The organism is Microbacterium galbum, from assembly GCF_032464915.1.
Classification (GTDB): Bacteria; Actinomycetota; Actinomycetes; order Actinomycetales; family Microbacteriaceae; genus Microbacterium; species Microbacterium galbum.
Genome location: NZ_JAWDIS010000002.1, coordinates 365,307 through 379,534 on the forward strand (window position 1 = coordinate 365,307; position 14,228 = coordinate 379,534).

General features: G+C 72.3%; 17 protein-coding genes. 11 read left to right on the forward strand and 6 right to left on the reverse strand.

The features are described from left to right. Positions 1–24: 24 nt before the first annotated feature. Positions 25–915, reverse strand: coding sequence for a proline iminopeptidase-family hydrolase (locus RWH45_RS10870; RefSeq protein ID WP_315994913.1), 891 nt, complete (start codon positions 913–915; stop codon positions 25–27). A gap of 78 nt (positions 916–993) precedes the next feature. Here RWH45_RS10870 and RWH45_RS10875 point away from each other — a divergent pair, with 78 nt between their 5' ends. After that, on the forward strand, positions 994–1,737 hold the full coding sequence (locus RWH45_RS10875; protein ID WP_315994914.1) for a FadR/GntR family transcriptional regulator: 744 nt from the start codon (positions 994–996) through the stop codon (positions 1,735–1,737). 70 nt (positions 1,738–1,807) lie between these two features. On the opposite strand, the gene RWH45_RS10880 is transcribed toward RWH45_RS10875, so the two are convergent. Together RWH45_RS10880 and RWH45_RS10885 are read right to left on the reverse strand one after the other, a co-directional pair. Continuing rightward, positions 1,808–2,428 carry a GNAT family N-acetyltransferase gene (locus RWH45_RS10880; RefSeq protein ID WP_315994915.1) on the reverse strand — a complete coding sequence of 207 codons (621 nt, stop codon included), beginning with the start codon at positions 2,426–2,428 and terminating at the stop codon, positions 1,808–1,810. Next, positions 2,425–2,796, reverse strand: a complete 372-nt coding sequence (locus RWH45_RS10885; RefSeq protein ID WP_315994916.1) for a MerR family transcriptional regulator — start codon at positions 2,794–2,796, stop codon at positions 2,425–2,427. Before RWH45_RS10885 ends, RWH45_RS10880 begins: the two co-directional genes overlap by 4 nt. A gap of 121 nt (positions 2,797–2,917) precedes the next feature. Here RWH45_RS10885 and RWH45_RS10890 point away from each other — a divergent pair, with 121 nt between their 5' ends. Continuing rightward, on the forward strand, positions 2,918–4,411 hold the full coding sequence (locus RWH45_RS10890) for a SulP family inorganic anion transporter (protein WP_315994917.1): 1,494 nt from the start codon (positions 2,918–2,920) through the stop codon (positions 4,409–4,411). Positions 4,412–4,433: 22 nt separating this feature from the next. Here RWH45_RS10890 and RWH45_RS10895 read toward each other — a convergent pair whose 3' ends face one another. Further along, the gene (locus RWH45_RS10895; protein ID WP_315994918.1) at positions 4,434–5,369 is read right to left on the reverse strand and encodes a helix-turn-helix transcriptional regulator; all 936 of its coding nucleotides are present in this window, start codon (positions 5,367–5,369) and stop codon (positions 4,434–4,436) included. A gap of 515 nt (positions 5,370–5,884) precedes the next feature. Between RWH45_RS10895 and RWH45_RS10900 the strand changes: the two genes are divergently transcribed. Next, positions 5,885–6,229, forward strand: coding sequence for a hypothetical protein (locus RWH45_RS10900; protein WP_315994919.1), 345 nt, complete (start codon positions 5,885–5,887; stop codon positions 6,227–6,229). 119 nt (positions 6,230–6,348) lie between these two features. Here RWH45_RS10900 and RWH45_RS10905 read toward each other — a convergent pair whose 3' ends face one another. Continuing rightward, positions 6,349–6,798, reverse strand: a complete 450-nt coding sequence (locus RWH45_RS10905) for a MarR family winged helix-turn-helix transcriptional regulator (RefSeq protein ID WP_315994920.1) — start codon at positions 6,796–6,798, stop codon at positions 6,349–6,351. A gap of 198 nt (positions 6,799–6,996) precedes the next feature. On the opposite strand from RWH45_RS10905, the gene RWH45_RS10910 reads away from it, so the two are divergent. The 8 genes from RWH45_RS10910 to RWH45_RS10945 all read left to right on the forward strand — a co-directional run bounded on the left by RWH45_RS10910 (position 6,997) and on the right by RWH45_RS10945 (position 13,499). Beyond that, entirely contained in the window at positions 6,997–7,803 is an 807-nt protein-coding gene (locus tag RWH45_RS10910; protein ID WP_315994921.1) for a hypothetical protein, read from the forward strand. Continuing rightward, complete coding sequence (locus RWH45_RS10915; protein WP_315994922.1) at positions 7,781–8,194, forward strand: phage holin family protein; 414 nt, start codon at positions 7,781–7,783, stop codon at positions 8,192–8,194. Before RWH45_RS10910 ends, RWH45_RS10915 begins: the two co-directional genes overlap by 23 nt. Beyond that, on the forward strand, positions 8,191–8,754 hold the full coding sequence (locus RWH45_RS10920; protein WP_315994923.1) for a DUF3618 domain-containing protein: 564 nt from the start codon (positions 8,191–8,193) through the stop codon (positions 8,752–8,754). Before RWH45_RS10915 ends, RWH45_RS10920 begins: the two co-directional genes overlap by 4 nt. Positions 8,755–8,936: 182 nt before the next feature. Further along, positions 8,937–9,122: a hypothetical protein gene (locus RWH45_RS10925; RefSeq protein WP_315994924.1), complete on the forward strand. Its 186-nt coding sequence runs from the start codon at positions 8,937–8,939 to the stop codon at positions 9,120–9,122. Positions 9,123–9,294: 172 nt separating this feature from the next. Further along, entirely contained in the window at positions 9,295–10,491 is a 1,197-nt protein-coding gene (locus tag RWH45_RS10930) for a glycosyltransferase (RefSeq protein WP_315994925.1), read from the forward strand. A 104-nt stretch (positions 10,492–10,595) separates the two neighbouring features. Further along, on the forward strand, positions 10,596–11,690 hold the full coding sequence (locus RWH45_RS10935) for a type III polyketide synthase (protein ID WP_315994926.1): 1,095 nt from the start codon (positions 10,596–10,598) through the stop codon (positions 11,688–11,690). A 47-nt stretch (positions 11,691–11,737) separates the two neighbouring features. Beyond that, positions 11,738–12,397, forward strand: a complete 660-nt coding sequence (locus tag RWH45_RS10940) for a methyltransferase domain-containing protein (protein ID WP_437127342.1) — start codon at positions 11,738–11,740, stop codon at positions 12,395–12,397. Further along, positions 12,390–13,499, forward strand: coding sequence for an FAD-dependent oxidoreductase (locus RWH45_RS10945; RefSeq protein WP_315994928.1), 1,110 nt, complete (start codon positions 12,390–12,392; stop codon positions 13,497–13,499). Before RWH45_RS10940 ends, RWH45_RS10945 begins: the two co-directional genes overlap by 8 nt. A 205-nt stretch (positions 13,500–13,704) precedes the next feature. Here the strand turns inward: RWH45_RS10945 and RWH45_RS10950 are convergent, their stop codons facing one another. Next, entirely contained in the window at positions 13,705–14,139 is a 435-nt protein-coding gene (locus tag RWH45_RS10950) for a hypothetical protein (RefSeq protein WP_315994929.1), read from the reverse strand. Positions 14,140–14,228: the final 89 nt, after the last annotated feature.

Here is a 14,228-nt window from a genome sequence, read left to right on the forward strand (position 1 = left end):
CGGGACGTGTTCGCTCGGGGCGCGTCAGGGAAGGGGGGCGAGGAAGTCGGCGATGACGCCGCGGAAGACGTCGGGCATCTCGAGGTGCGTGCAGTGGCTGGCTCCCGCGAAGACGTGGGAGCGGGCGCCGGCGATGCGCTCGACGAACGGCGCCCACGTCTCGGGCGTGGCCTCGTCGTACTCCCCCGCCACGACGAGGGTGGGCACCGCGATCTGCGGCAGGCGGTCGATGATCGTCCAGTCGCGGCCGGTGCCGACGACGTGGAACTCGTTGGGACCGTTCATGGTGTGGTACACCGTCGGGTCGGCGAGCATCTGCGCCTCACTGTCGACGAAGTCCTGCGGCATGGGCGTGATGCGGCAGACGTGACGCTCGTAGAAGACGCGGGTGGCCTCGACGTAGTCGGGGTGGTCGAGCGTGCCGTCGGCCTCGTGGCGATCGAGGGCCTCGCGGTTCTCGGCGGGCAGCTCGGACCGCAGGCGTGCGGCGCCCTCGAGCCAGAGCGGCATGGATGCCGGGGAGTTGCAGATCATCAGGCCCTGAAGCCCCGCCGGCCGGCGCACGGCGATCTCCGCACCGAGCATGCCGCCCCAGGACTGCCCGAGCACGTGATACTCGTCGAAGCCCAGCGCCCCGCGCAGATGGTGGAACTCGTCGACGAAGAACTGCGGCACCCACTGCTCGACGGGAGCGTCGGGATGGTGCGAGCTGCGTCCGCAGCCGATCTGGTCGTAGTGCACGACGGTGCGGCCGGTTATCTCGGCGAGGGCGTCGAGGTTCTTCACGTAGTCGTGCGCCATACCGGGGCCGCCGTGGAGGACGAAGAGCGGCGCGCGGCCGGTGGGTTCTGCGGGCTCGGTCAGGCGGGCCCAGGTGAATCCGTCGTGGAACGGAACGGTGATCTCGCGTTGCATGGAGTCATCGTGGACCCGTTAAAGGTGTGTTGGCAAACCTTTTCTGCGGATTTAACATGGGGGAAACGACGGGAGCCCATGGCCGAGACCGACGACGCCTCCCTGGTGGAGCGCGTGACCGAGCGCCTCATCACCGCCGTCGCGGTGGGCGAATTCCTGCCCGGCACGCGGCTGCCGGCCGAACGCGACCTCTCGCCCCTGCTCGGAGTGGGCCGCACGACGGTGCGCGCCGCCCTCGACGACCTCTCCACCCGCGGGCTGATCGAACGCCGCCGGGGCCGCAGCGGAGGGACGTTCGTGGCGCAGCACTGGCCCGACTCGGTGGTCGTCGGCGTCGACCGGTGGTTCGAGGAGCGCTGGAGCGACCTCGTCGACGCCTGCACGGCGAGCTCGATGCTCCACTCGTCACTGGCTCGGCTTGCGGCCGAACGACGCACGGATGCCGACATCGCCACGATGCGCGACCGCCTCGCCGCCTTCCACGCGGCACCCTCGGGCGACCCGAAGCAGCGGGCCGACAGCCTGCTGCACCTGTCGATCATCGACGCGGCCCACAACACGGCCCTGCGCGACATCCTGCTCGAGCACGAGCGCCATCTCTCGCTCTCGGCCCCCGCCCACCCGTGGGGCGACCGCGAGAGCCATCGACGCATGGAGTCCCGCGCTGCGCGCGAGCACGACGCGATCGTCGACGCGATCGTCACGGCCGCCCCCGACGAGGCGGCGGAGCTCGCTCGCCGTCACGTGCAGATCGATCTCGAACTGTTCACCGAGGCCCGGGAGTTCGCGCGCCGCCGCGCCGCGCAGGCCGCGGCCGGCTGACCCGCCCTGCCCGCAGCGTCCACGAGACGGCGTGCGACGGACCTCTCGACTGCAGGATGTCGCCGGGTCGTCAGCGGGCTGCCGTCTCGGCATCGAAGGCGCGCGCGCCGGGCTCGGCGGACGACAGTCGCGTCTCGAGACCGGCGCGCACGTCGGGCCACTCGTCGCGGAGGATCGAGAAGTAGAGCGTGTCGGCGACGGAGCCGTCCGGCGCGACGCGGTGCCGGCGCAGGCGCCCCTCCGGCGTCGCGCCGAGCCGCTCGATGGCGCGGGCGCTGCGCTCGTTGCGCGCGTCGCATCGCAGCGCCACTCGATTGACTCCCCAGGTCTCGAAGGCGTGGCCGAGGAGGAGGAGCTTGGCGGCGGGGTTGGTCTTCCCGCCTTGGAACGTGCGTCCGTACCACGTCGTCCCGATCTCGACCCGCCCCTGCGCGGGCACGTACTCGTAGAACGTGGTCGATCCGCGTACGACGCCGGTGCCGGCATCCCGCACGGTGAAGGCGAACAGCCCCGGGGTGGCGAGCTGTCGCTCGACGTGCGCGGCGTAGGCGTCGACCGAGGCCGGCCACGGCGTCGTCATGCGACTCCACAGGTCGGGGCCGGTGAGGGGCCACGCCGCGGCGGCGTCGGACGGGTCGGCGGGAGAGAGACGGATGCCGTGCCCCTCGAGCGTGATGTCGTGGGCGGTCATCGCGCCTCCAACTGCGCGATGAACTCGTCGGCAGCGGCGACCTTGCGGCGCAGGTCTTCGCGGCGCTGCTGCGCCTCATCGCGGATGCCGGCGAATCGATCCCGCAGTGCGGTGTCGCCGGGATCGGCCTCGAGACCGTCAACGACGTTCAGCAGCTCGCCCATCTGCTCGAGCGAGTATCCGAGCGGCTTCATGCGTCGGATGAGCAGCAGGCGCGATTCGTCGTCGGCGGTGTAGAGCCGGAACCCGCCCTCGGTGCGGGCCGAGGGGCGCAGCAGGCCGATCTCGTCGTAGTGGCGGAGCGTGCGGATCGACAGCCCCGTGCGCTCGGCGAGCTCGCCGATCTGCATCGGACGCTCCTCGGTCATGGCATCCCCGATCCCGCAAACCTCACGTTACGGTAGAGTTCTTCTCGGTCGCGGTTGCGACCCCTCTATTCTTCCCCGCGCCGCCGCGGGTTCCCACCGAGCCCCCCTCAGGAGCATCGACATGACCGACGTCCTCGCGCGCCCGCGCCCCGAACCCACCGTCCTGCAAGCGCTGCGCTCCCCGCGCCTACTCACCCGCGAGGTGCTCGCCGGTCTCGTCGTGGCGATCGCCCTCATCCCCGAGGCCATCGCATTCTCGATCATCGCCGGCGTCGACCCGCGTCTCGGACTCTTCTCGTCGTTCGTCATGGCCGTGGCCATCGCGTTCCTCGGCGGGCGTCCCGCCATGATCTCGGCGGCGACCGGAGCGATCGCGCTCGTCATCGCCCCCGTCGCCCGCGAGCACGGCGTCGACTACCTCCTCGCGACCGTGATCCTCGGCGGCATCCTGCAGGTGATCCTCGGACTCGCCGGGGTCGCGAAGCTCATGCGCTACATCCCGCGCAGCGTCATGGTCGGGTTCGTGAACGCCCTCGCCATCCTCATCTTCATCGCGCAGGTGCCGCAGCTGATCGGGGTGCCGTGGGCGGTGTACCCGATCGCCGCGGCGGGCCTGGCGATCATGTACCTGCTGCCGCGCGTGACCAAGGCGATCCCCGCTCCGCTCGTGGCGATCGTGCTGCTCACGGGTGCGGCCGTTGTCTTCGGCATCTCGGTCCCGACCGTGGGCGACCAGGGCGCCCTGCCCGAGAGCCTGCCCGCACTGCTGATCCCGAACGTGCCGTTCACCCTCGACACGCTCGGCATCATCTTCCCATTCGCCGTGGCGATGGCCGTCGTGGGCCTGCTCGAGTCGCTCATGACCGCAGCCCTCGTCGACGACATCACCGACACCCCCTCGTCGAAGACGCGCGAATCGCTCGGCCAGGGCGCCGCGAACGTTCTGTCGGGCCTGTTCGGCGGAATGGGCGGCTGCGCGATGATCGGCCAGACGATGATCAACGTCAAAGCCTCGGGGGCGCGCACCCGGATCTCGACGTTCCTCGCCGGCGTGTTCCTGCTGCTCCTGGTGCTGGCGTTCGGCGACGTCGTCGCGATCATCCCGATGGCCGCTCTCGTGGCCGTGATGATCGTCGTGTCCATCGCCACCTTCGACTGGCACAGCATCCGCCCCTCGACCCTGCGCCGGATGCCACTGAGCGAGACCATCGTCATGGTGCTGACCGTCGCCGTCACGGTGTGGACGCACAACCTGGCGATCGGTGTCGGAGTGGGCGTCGTCGCGGCCGCGGTGCTGTTCGCACGCCGCGTGGCTTCGCTGACGAGCGTCACCCGCTCCGTCGAGGGGGACACCGCCCGCTACGTCGTGGAGGGCGAGCTCTTCTTCGCTTCGAGCAACGACCTCACGACCCGGTTCGCGTACCACCGCGACCCCGCGCACGTCGTGATCAACCTGTCGCGCTCGCACGTGTGGGACGCCTCGACCGTCGCCGCGCTCGATGCGGTGCGCACGAAGTACGCCCACCTCGGCACGACCGTCGAGCTCGAGGGAATGAACGACACCGCGGCCCGCTTCCACGATCGCCTCAGCGGCGGCCTCGGCGCCGGGCATTGACCGGCGGTCGCACCGACCGGCGTCAGGAGCGCAGGGTCGACGAGGGCGTCTCGCCGAACTCCCCGCGGTACATGGCGGCGAAGCGGCCGAGGTTGGAGAAACCCCAGCGCGCGGCGATCGCCGCGACCGTTTCGACCGAGGGGTCGGCGCTGCGCAGTTCCGCCCGCGCGGCGTCGAGGCGCACCCGCCGCAGATACTGCATCGGCGTGCGACCGGTGGCGGCACGGAAGGCGTACTGCAGGCCGCGCGGCGACAAGCGTGCAGCCTCCGCGATGTCGGCGAGCACCACGGGTTCGGCGGCGTGCGCTTCGACGTAGGCCTTCGCCCGACGCACGGGCGCGGGCAGGGGTCGCGACGGCCGGCCGGCGGCGAGGGCGTCGGTGAAGGTCGTCGGGAAGGTCATGAGAGAGGCTTCGAGCATGAGCGTTCGCGCCTGCTGCTGGATGAGCGGGGTGCGCTCGGGCGAGCGCAACAGCACGTCGCGGGTGTACTCCCACGTGCGCGACCAATAGCGCAGACGCTGCTCGCTCACGGGGGCATGGCCCGTCGCCCGGACGCGCAAGCCCTCATCCCCCGACAGACGACGCGCGGCGTCGTCGAACTCCGTCCGCGTGAACGAGACGCCGGTGCCCGCGATGCGACCCGTGAATGCGATCTCCAGCGGACGGTCGACCACCATGAAGGGGACCGCGGTGTCGATGCGTTCGCGGCGATAGGTCCCCACCACCCGCGGGCCGGCGATGCGGCCCACCACCACCTGATCGAGCGGGTCGGATTCGACCAGCATCGTCGACCCGATCGTGTAGTCGCAGAAACCGAATCCTGGCTCGGACGCCGCGTGCCACGCCATCGCGGGCTGAATAGCATCCGCGCGGGCGATGCGGGCTCCCGGGACGATGGTCTGCCACAGGTGCTCCACCGTCTCGGCGTCGCGGGTCTCGATGTTCGTATGCTCCACGCAGGCTTCCTAAATCGTCCGAGAATGTGCGGCAAGACCATTGCGTCGAAGGACGCCCGCCGGTATGGGAACGCTCTCACGCGCCGCAATGCACAGATCGACGATGACGCACCCGACCGGCGACGGTCGGCGCGGATGACCCCCCATCCGCATTCACCGTATCCATCAAAATGCGGAAAATGCGCATTTCGGCGTCGTCGGCCGCGGGACGCGAGTGAACAGCCGCGAAGCGCAGCATCGCGCGGCGCACATTGACCCGTCGCCGAACCGCGGCGAGCATTCGCAGGCGGCATCTCGATGCAGCGACCCGACCGCTCCCGCTCCCCGGCGCGGTGGTCGGAGGCGTTCCGGCGCGGAGCTCGTGACTTCGCGCTGGAACGTCCGATGGTCTCCCTCCCCCTCGTCGTCGATCCCGGTGCCGTCGATGCGATCACCGTCATTCCCCCTCCGTGCGTCCGGCCGCCGTCATAATGGGTGCGGCGCCCGTTCGGCGCCCCGCCAGTCGAGGGGACCCGATGCCGTTTCGCACAGTGACCACGCTGCAGTCGTGGATCGACGATTTCCGCGCCCTCGGCTACGACGACGCGGACATCCTCCGCGTCATCCCGCAGGACAACGACGACGGCGGGGATGCCGGACTGATCGCCGCCCAGCTGCGCAGCGTATCGACCACCTTCTACGTCGCCCCCGGCTCCGAGCAGGGCGCCACCGACTGGTCGGTCACCTTCGAACCGCGCGAAGACGCCGCTCCCCTGCCGGCCGGCCGCGTGATGGCCCTCGCGGGAGAACTCGCGACCCTGGCCGCGCTGTGCTCGTTCCTCCAGGCCCGCTCGGAAGCCTTCCTCGCGGCCGCCGAGTAGTCCGACTCGGCGCGTCGCGTGCCGTCCGTCACCGACGCTCGGTGGGCGGAGTCCCGAGGCGACGTCGCGAACTAGCGGCAGCCGGACGCGTGACCGGATGCCCGCGTCGCACCCCGCCGTCAGCGTCGCGCGTGCGCGACGAGCTCGTCGATGACCCCGGCCACGCGGTCGGCCAAGGCCGGGTCCATGCGGGTGACGGCATCCTCGATCGCCGCGTCGAACGCCCGCAGCTCCGACCACGGCGGGGCATCCAGATCGACGATGGCCGTGATGTGGTTCACGCGGCGGTCCTCGGCGTCCAGATCCCGTTTGACCGCTCCCCGCTGGACGAGACGGTCGATGAGGGTGGTGACCCCGGCCGAGGTGATGCCGAGATGGTCGCGCACGTGCGAGGGGCGCGCTCCGGGGTTGTCGCCGATGAACAGGAGCGCCCGGGCATCGAGCTCGTTCAGCGACAGGGCGCGGCGAGCCTCGGCGGCGGCGGTGCGCCGCGCCTCACCGTAGGCGAGAAGGGCACGCCCGAGCGCCGACCCGGGGAGGGGCGACAGCGGGGCTTCGGATGACTGCACGACCCATGATCGTACTCATTCCGCGGCGGCGCGCACGACCGTTGCGACCGGCCGTCGGGCGGGTCCGTCCATCGGACGCTTTCCGAAGCGAACCGGCCGCCTCGCGCGTTGCACGCCATCCGCACCGGGGCAAGGCCCGAGCCGCAGCGGTGGTTCCGGACCTAGACCGGACACCCCAACGCCACGGAAGGAGCGAACATGTCGCAATTCACCACGTCTCAGGACGAGGACTCGGGCACCGCCGCGAAGGCGGGAGCCGCCGCGCAGGAGGCATCGGCGACCGCGAAGACGGCGGGGCACGCCGCCCAGGAGGTCGCGCAGTCCGGCGCCCACGAAGCGGCCGCCGTCGCCGGCGAGGCAAAGGCGCGCATCGGCGACCTCGTGTCGCAGTCGGGCCGTGAGCTGTCGGACCAGGCCGCGACCCAGCAGAAACGCCTCGCGGACGGGCTTGGCTCCCTGGGCGAGGATTTCACCCGCATGGCCGACGCCGACGAGGGCGGCGGGATCGCGGGTGAGGTGGTGCGCCGCGCAGCGGAGCACGCGTCGACCGTGGGCTCGTGGCTCGCGGATCGCGACCCTCAGCAGCTCGTGAAAGACGTCACCGCGTTCGCACGTCGTCGCCCCGGCACCTTCATCGCCGTCGCGGCCATCGCGGGGGTCGTGGTCGGCCGGCTCAGTCGCGCGATCGCCGCCGGAGCCGCGTCGGACGACTCGGGTGCGTCCGCTCCCGCGACGCTCGGCGGTCCGCGCTATGCGGATGCGGACGCCGCGGTCCGGGCCAGCGACGACGGCGCGGACAGGCTCGAGGGGAACGTCCCCCCGGTCGGCGTCGTCGACGCGACGCCCATCGTCCCGGTCGTGGACGGCACGCGGCCGACCGAGCCTGTCGGCGACGGCACGGGCCTGACGGCCGACGTCGACGACCCGCCGCTGTACACCGAGTCGGCGGCACGCCTCGACGGCGCACGTGAGGGAGGTTCTGATGACCGACCCGACACCCTCTGAGCAGAAGGCTGCGACGACGTCGCTGGGCGAACTCGTCGGCGAGGTCACTCGCGACATGTCGACGCTCATGCGGCAGGAACTGGCTCTCGCCAAGGCCGAGGTGAAGGAGTCGGCGACGAAGTCGGCGAAGGGCGCCGGGCTGCTCGGTGGCGCGGGATACGCGGCCGGCATGGTCGTGCTCTTCCTCTCGATCGCGCTCTGGGAGGCGCTCGCGCTGCTGATCGGGCACGCCTGGTCGGCCGTGGTGGTGGCCGTGATCTGGGCGGTGGTCGCGGGGATCCTCTTCGCCATCGGCCGGAGCCGCCTCAAGACCGTGGAAGGGATGCCGCAGACCGCGGCCACCCTTCAGGAGATACCGGAAGCATTCGCAAGGAATGAGGAGAACCGATGACCGATTCACCGGAAGCCATCCGCGCCGAGATCGAGCGCACCCGTGCCGACCTGGGCTCCGACGTCGATGCCCTCGCCGACAAGGTGACGCCCTCGAAGATCGTCGATCGGCAGAAGAGCAAGCTGCACGGCGCCGTCCGCAGCGTCCGCGATCGCGTGATGGGGGTCGCCGACGATGCCGGGAGCACGGCATCCGGCCTCGCCCACCGGGCGGGGGACGCCGCGCACGACGCGGGCCACGCGGTGAAGGGGAACCCGCTCGCCGTCGGGCTCGTCGCCTTCGGCGCGGGCCTCGTGCTCGCCTCGCTCATCCCGCCCTCGCGCGCCGAACGCGACGCGGCCGCGAAGGCGAAGGACAAGGCGGCTCCGCTGATCGACGAGGCGAAGGACGTCGCGCACGACATCGTCGCCGACCTGAAGGAACCCGCGGGCGAGGCCGTCGACGCCGTCAAGGATCGTGCCGCCGAAGCGGTGCAGCACGTCAAGGACGACTCCGCCGACGCGGTCTCCACCGTGCGGGACCGCGCGCAGGATGCCGGAGAGACCGTTCGCGGCGCGTGAGGACACCGCGGGGTGGGGCACCGGGCTCGCTCCACCCCGCGGCCGGCGGCGCCGCCGGGATGCGCATCATGTCACCGTTGTCAAGCGGGCACCGCCGCGACCCGCGTCGGGTTATGACGGAGGTCGAGACGCCCGTCGGGAGACGGGGCATCCCGTCGGGAGACGGGAGTGAGGAGCACATCATGATCTACGGACAGCAGAGCGGACAGAAGGCGGGCTCGGTGTGGAGCATCGCCATGTCGACCGCCATGGGCAACGGCATCGTGCCGCGATCGACCGACGAACCGCGCGAGCGCACGGCGCCGCGCTGGCCTTGGTCGCGCACACGCGACGCCGGCGAGGCGATGGTGGTCGCGCCCCGCGCCTGACCCACCGCCCCTTCACCCGACGCGTCGGTCCCTCCCCCGGGGGCCGGCGCGTCGGCTCGTGTCCGGGCGTTCACACGATGGTCTCCCGGGCGTAACCCAGCCCACGGGGTCCACGCCTCAGCATGGGACGACCGCATCCGCGGTGCCTCTCCCCGGCTGAAACGAGACCCCGATGACGCGATCCATCCGTGTGCTCTCCCTCTACGAGGGCTTCTTCGCCGGTGGAGCCCGCATCCTGCATTCCGACGTCGTCGCGGGACTCGCGCGCGACGGCTCGCAGGAGCACCGGGTGCTCTCGCTCACCGCGTCCGCGCGCCGCGACGCGTCGCTGCAGCTCGCGCGCGATGACACGCGCTACCGGCGCCTTCGCGAGGCGGGCGTGGAGATCACGGCGTTCGACCGCATCGCCGGCGACCGCCCGATCGCCCCGGAGGATTACACCGCGGCCGAGCTCGACCACGCCGCCGCTCTCTTCTCCGACGCCGACGTCGTGCTCTCGCTGAAGGAGCAGCCGCTGAGCCTCGTCGTCGCGCTGGACCGGGCAGGTCTGCTCCCCGACGTCCCCGTCGCGGCGTGCCTGCACCGGTCCGACCCGACACACTCGGGCCCCGCCCTGGGATGGCTGACGGATGCCGCCGCCTCCGGCGCCGTGACGGCCACCATCTCGTGCGCCCTGTCGACCTCCGACGCCTATGCGCGGGCCGGGGTGGCGGCGCACGAGGCGTGGGTCATCGACAACGGCATCGACACACGCCGCTTCCGCCCGGGCACGCGGGCGGAGCGCCGTCGCATCCGCTCGGCCCTCGGCATCCCGGAGTCGGCACCCGTGGTGCTGCTGGCCGCTCGCTTCGACGCGATGAAGGATCCGGGGCTCTTCCTCCGCGCCGTCGCCGCGCACGCGCGCCGCGCGCCCGCCACGCACTACCTCATGTGCGGCTCCGGGATGACGGCCGACAACCCCGCGTTCCGCGCGCTGCGCGCCGAGAGCGGGGTCGGTGTCGAGGTCGCCCTGCACGCGTTGGGCCTGCGCGAGGACATGCCCGAGCTGTACCGCATCGCCGACGTCGTGGCCCTCACGAGCGCCTTCGGCGAGGCGTCTCCGCTTTGCCTGGTCGAGGGCGCGGCCTCCGGGGCCGTACCCGTGACGACCGACGTCGGCGACGCCGCGCGCATGGTGGAGGGGTTCGGTCTCGTCACCGCGCGCGACGTCGCCGCCATCGCCGAGGCGTGGGGCGACGCCCTCGCCCTGCGTCCGGCCCTGCGCGGGGCCGCTCTCGCGGCCCGCGGACGATTGGACCGCCGCCGCATGATCGACGAGTACCGGGGCGCCATCGCCGGACTGCTGCTGCGCGACGCGATCGCGGCCTGACCCCGACGGCACGCGGGTCTCACCGACCTGCCCGCACCATAGACGCCGTGCGACACCCGCACCATCCCCGCGCCGGGGCCCGCGAAGCGTGTCTACAGTGAGGCATGACCGCCCGAATCGTGTCGATCGGCACGGCCCTGCCCGACACCCGCGTCACCCAGTCGACGCTGCGCGACCTCTTCGCCGCGCAGCCGGGCTTCGACCGCAAGGCCCAGCGCCTGGTCGGGGCCGCCTTCGACGCCGCCGCGATCGACACCCGTCACGTCGTGCTGCCGCAGCTCGCGGGTGCCGCCGGAGACGGCCTCCCCGTGCGCGACGGCGACACCCTGCTCATGCCGCCGACGGGGGCCCGCAACGACGAATACCGCCGCACCGCCCCGGGGCTCTTCGCCGCGGCCTCGCGCGCCGCGATCGACGGGTCCGGATACGACACGGATGCCGTGACGCACGTCGTCACCGTCTCGTGCACGGGGATGTTCGCCCCCGGGCCCGATTACCACCTCGTGCGCGACCTCGGACTCTCGCCCACCGTCGAGCGGTACCACCTGGGCTTCATCGGCTGCGCGGCCGCGATCCCGGCGCTGCGCCTCGCGGCGCGGATCGTCGGGAACGACCCCGCCGCGGTCGTGCTCGTGGCCTGCACCGAGCTGTGCTCGCTGCACTGGCAGACCTCGTCGCACCCCGACCAGATCGTCGCCGCCTCGGTGTTCGCCGACGGCGCGGGCGCCGCGGTCGTGGCATCCGGGGATGCCTCGCGCGACGGACTCGACCTCGACGGCTTCGCCACCCACGTCACCGACGACGGTGAGAAGGACATGGCGTGGACCGTCGGCGACTCGGGCTTCGAGATGACGCTGACGCCCGAGGTCCCGCGCATCATCGGCCGTGAGATCTCCGCGATCGCCGCCGATGTGCTCGGCGACCTCTCCGACGTCGACGCGTGGGCGGTGCATCCGGGCGGACGCAGCATCCTGGACCGCGTCGAGAACGCCCTCGACCTGGATGCCGCCGCCCTGGCGCCCTCGCGGGACGTGCTGCGCCGGCACGGCAACATGTCCAGCGCCACGCTGCTGTTCATCCTGCGCGACCTGCTCGCCGATGCCGCCCTGCGCGATGGCGATCGAGTCGCCGCGATGGCCTTCGGGCCGGGCCTCACCGTGGAGGCGGCGACCATCACCGTGCGCCGCGCATCGGCGTGAGCGCGTTCACCGGCCTCGCGCGGCGCGACACCGCGCTGCGGGAGCTGATGGACGACCCCGAATGCGACCCGCGAGCGTTGGCGGCCACCTATCGCCGGTTCGACGTCGTGAACCGCCTCGTCTCGGCGTGGGGGCGGGTGTACCGCACGCACGTGCGTCCCGAGCTGATCGCGCTCGGTCGTCCCGCGCGCGTGCTCGACCTCGGTTCGGGCGGCGGCGACGTCGTCGTGCGCCTCGCGTCGCTGGCGTCCCGCGACGGCCTCTCGGTCGAGTGGGTGGGCGCCGATCCCGATCCGCGCGCGCACGAGGCCGCGCGGCTGCGGGAGCGTCCCGGTGTGCACTTCGTGTCGCAGGGCTCCCGCGAGCTCATCGAGTCCGGAGAGACGTTCGACCTCGTGCTGTCGAACCACGTGCTGCACCATCTCGACGACGCGTCGCTCGCGGCCTTCGCCGACGACAGCCTCGCCCTCTCGCGCGGTGCGGTGCTGCACGCCGACATCGCGCGCGGGCGCCTCGCCTACGGCCTGTACGCGGTGGGCATCGCGCCACTCTCGGTCGGCACCTTCCTGCGCGTGGACGGGCTGCGCTCGATTCGCCGGAGCTACCGCCCCGCAGAACTGGCCGCCGCCCTGGGCACGCCCTGGGTCGTCGAGACACCGGCGCCGTTCCGGGTGCTCGCCACGGCGAGAGGGCGCGCGCGTGACTGAGGTGCTCGTCGTGGGCGCGGGACCGGTCGGCCTCGCCCTCGCCGCCGATCTGCGCACCCGTGGCGTCGCCGTGGAGGTCGTCGAGCGACGCGCCGATCCCGGTGCGGGCACGCGAGCCATCGGCATCCATTCGCCCGCCCTCGAACTGCTCGAGGCCTCAGGGGCGACGGACGGGATCCGGCAACGCGCCGTGCGCATCTCGCGGGGAGAGGCCCGCGCCGACGGCCGGCTGCTGGCCGGGATCCGGTTCGATCGCCTGCGGGCTCGGCATCCGTACGTGGCGGCGCTGCCGCAGTCCGACACGATCGAGGTGCTCACCGCGCTCGCCCCACCGGTGCGGCGGGGTGCGGGCGTGGTGACGCTGAGCCAGGAGGGCGACGGCGTCCGCGCGCAGCTCGACGACGGGGACGAGATCCGCGCGGGAGTCGTCGTCGTCGCCACCGGGTGGTCGGGGCGAGACCTCGTGTATCGCCCGGGGGCCGTGCGCACGCACCACTACCCCGATACATACGTCATGGCCGACGTCGTGGCATCCGGGGGGCCCGTCGCCCGCGTCCACCTCGAGCGCGAGGGGGTGGTCGAGTCGTTCCCCCTGCCGGGCGGGCGGCGCCGACTCGTCGCGTGGGCGGGCCGTGGGGAGGTGACGGATGCCGACGGCTTCCTCCGCGACGCCGTCGCCGCCCGCACCGGGACGGCGCTCGAGATCACGGGCGCGTCGACGTTCGGGGTGCGGCGGGCGGTGGCGCCGGCCCTGCGGCGCGGACGCGTGGTCGTGGTGGGTGACGCGGCGCACGAGGTCAGCCCGATCGGCGGTCAGGGGATGAACCTCGGCCTGCTCGACGCGCTGACGCTCGCGCCCCTGTTGGAACCGTGGGTACGGCGCGGGGACGACACGGATCTCGCTCGGTGGGAGCGCGACCGCCTGGCCTCGGCGCGGCACGCGGCGCGTCTCGCCTTCCTGAACACGCTGCTCGGGCGCGCGGCCGGCGCCCCCGCGCACGCGGCACGAACGGCCGCGCTGCGCACCGTGCTGCGCGGGCCGGGCGGCGCCGTGTTCACTCGGGCGTACGCGATGCGGTTCGACCGGGCGGCGCGGGGCTGACGCGCGGCGTCGCGGCGGGCGTGCGTGAGCTGCACCCGCTCGGCATCCCCACCGCCGGCAGTGCCGACACCGTCTCCGACGGAATCACCACCCGGCCATCCCTCTTCTCCGCGGGCGACATCGTCGTGTCCGACCGCCGCCTCGTCCGTGGACGACGAAGGCCCCGCAACCCGAAAAGGAGCCGAGGCCTTCGGATGCGCGAGCGTCAGCTGCAGGTGACCGGCGGCACGTCCGGCGCGCTCACAACGGGGCCGTCGAGGCGCATCGTGTTGCCCTCCGTCATGTAGGGCGACTGCTCGAGCGGCTGAACGTAGCGGCCGTCCATGCATTCGGCGTCGTAGTACGCGACGCCCTCGGGCAGCGGATCGGCGGGCTCGCCGAACGCCGCCACGAAGTCATTCGGGCAGCCCTCCGTGCCGGAGCACTCGAAGCCGTCGGGGTAGACGATCCACAGCTGGTCGTCGCTACGCGCCCAGGCGGGCAGTTCGGTGATCGGCGGAGTGGCCGTGGGAAGCGGGTACTCAGCCTCGGGAGTGCTCGCCGGGGTGACGGTGGGCGCGGGAGTCGGGGCGCACGCCGTCATCCCCGCGAGGAGCGCGAGCGAAGCGAGGCTGACCGTGATCTTGGCTACAGGGGTCATCCCGCCAGCTTCACATCCGCTCGCGGTGGTCGCCAATCCGCGGGGCGCGCGCGTCACGGGCGCAGCGTGAGCACGTCACCGGGCCATCT

Bases quoted from the DNA above. Each gene is read 5' to 3' on its own strand.
- RWH45_RS10875 (WP_315994914.1), top strand. From the start codon at position 994: ATGGCCGAGACCGACGACGCCTCCCTGGTGGAGCGCGTGACCGAGCGC.
- RWH45_RS10885 (WP_315994916.1), bottom strand. From the start codon at position 2,796: ATGACCGAGGAGCGTCCGATGCAGATCGGCGAGCTCGCCGAGCGCACG.
- RWH45_RS10910 (WP_315994921.1), top strand. From the start codon at position 6,997: ATGTCGCAATTCACCACGTCTCAGGACGAGGACTCGGGCACCGCCGCG.
- RWH45_RS10925 (WP_315994924.1), top strand. From the start codon at position 8,937: ATGATCTACGGACAGCAGAGCGGACAGAAGGCGGGCTCGGTGTGGAGC.
- RWH45_RS10890 (WP_315994917.1), top strand. From the start codon at position 2,918: ATGACCGACGTCCTCGCGCGCCCGCGCCCCGAACCCACCGTCCTGCAA.
- RWH45_RS10940 (WP_437127342.1), top strand. From the start codon at position 11,738: ATGGACGACCCCGAATGCGACCCGCGAGCGTTGGCGGCCACCTATCGC.
- RWH45_RS10900 (WP_315994919.1), top strand. From the start codon at position 5,885: ATGCCGTTTCGCACAGTGACCACGCTGCAGTCGTGGATCGACGATTTC.
- RWH45_RS10935 (WP_315994926.1), top strand. From the start codon at position 10,596: ATGACCGCCCGAATCGTGTCGATCGGCACGGCCCTGCCCGACACCCGC.
- RWH45_RS10930 (WP_315994925.1), top strand. From the start codon at position 9,295: ATGACGCGATCCATCCGTGTGCTCTCCCTCTACGAGGGCTTCTTCGCC.
- RWH45_RS10920 (WP_315994923.1), top strand. From the start codon at position 8,191: ATGACCGATTCACCGGAAGCCATCCGCGCCGAGATCGAGCGCACCCGT.
- RWH45_RS10950 (WP_315994929.1), bottom strand. From the start codon at position 14,139: ATGACCCCTGTAGCCAAGATCACGGTCAGCCTCGCTTCGCTCGCGCTC.
- RWH45_RS10880 (WP_315994915.1), bottom strand. From the start codon at position 2,428: ATGACCGCCCACGACATCACGCTCGAGGGGCACGGCATCCGTCTCTCT.
- RWH45_RS10870 (WP_315994913.1), bottom strand. From the start codon at position 915: ATGCAACGCGAGATCACCGTTCCGTTCCACGACGGATTCACCTGGGCC.
- RWH45_RS10915 (WP_315994922.1), top strand. From the start codon at position 7,781: ATGACCGACCCGACACCCTCTGAGCAGAAGGCTGCGACGACGTCGCTG.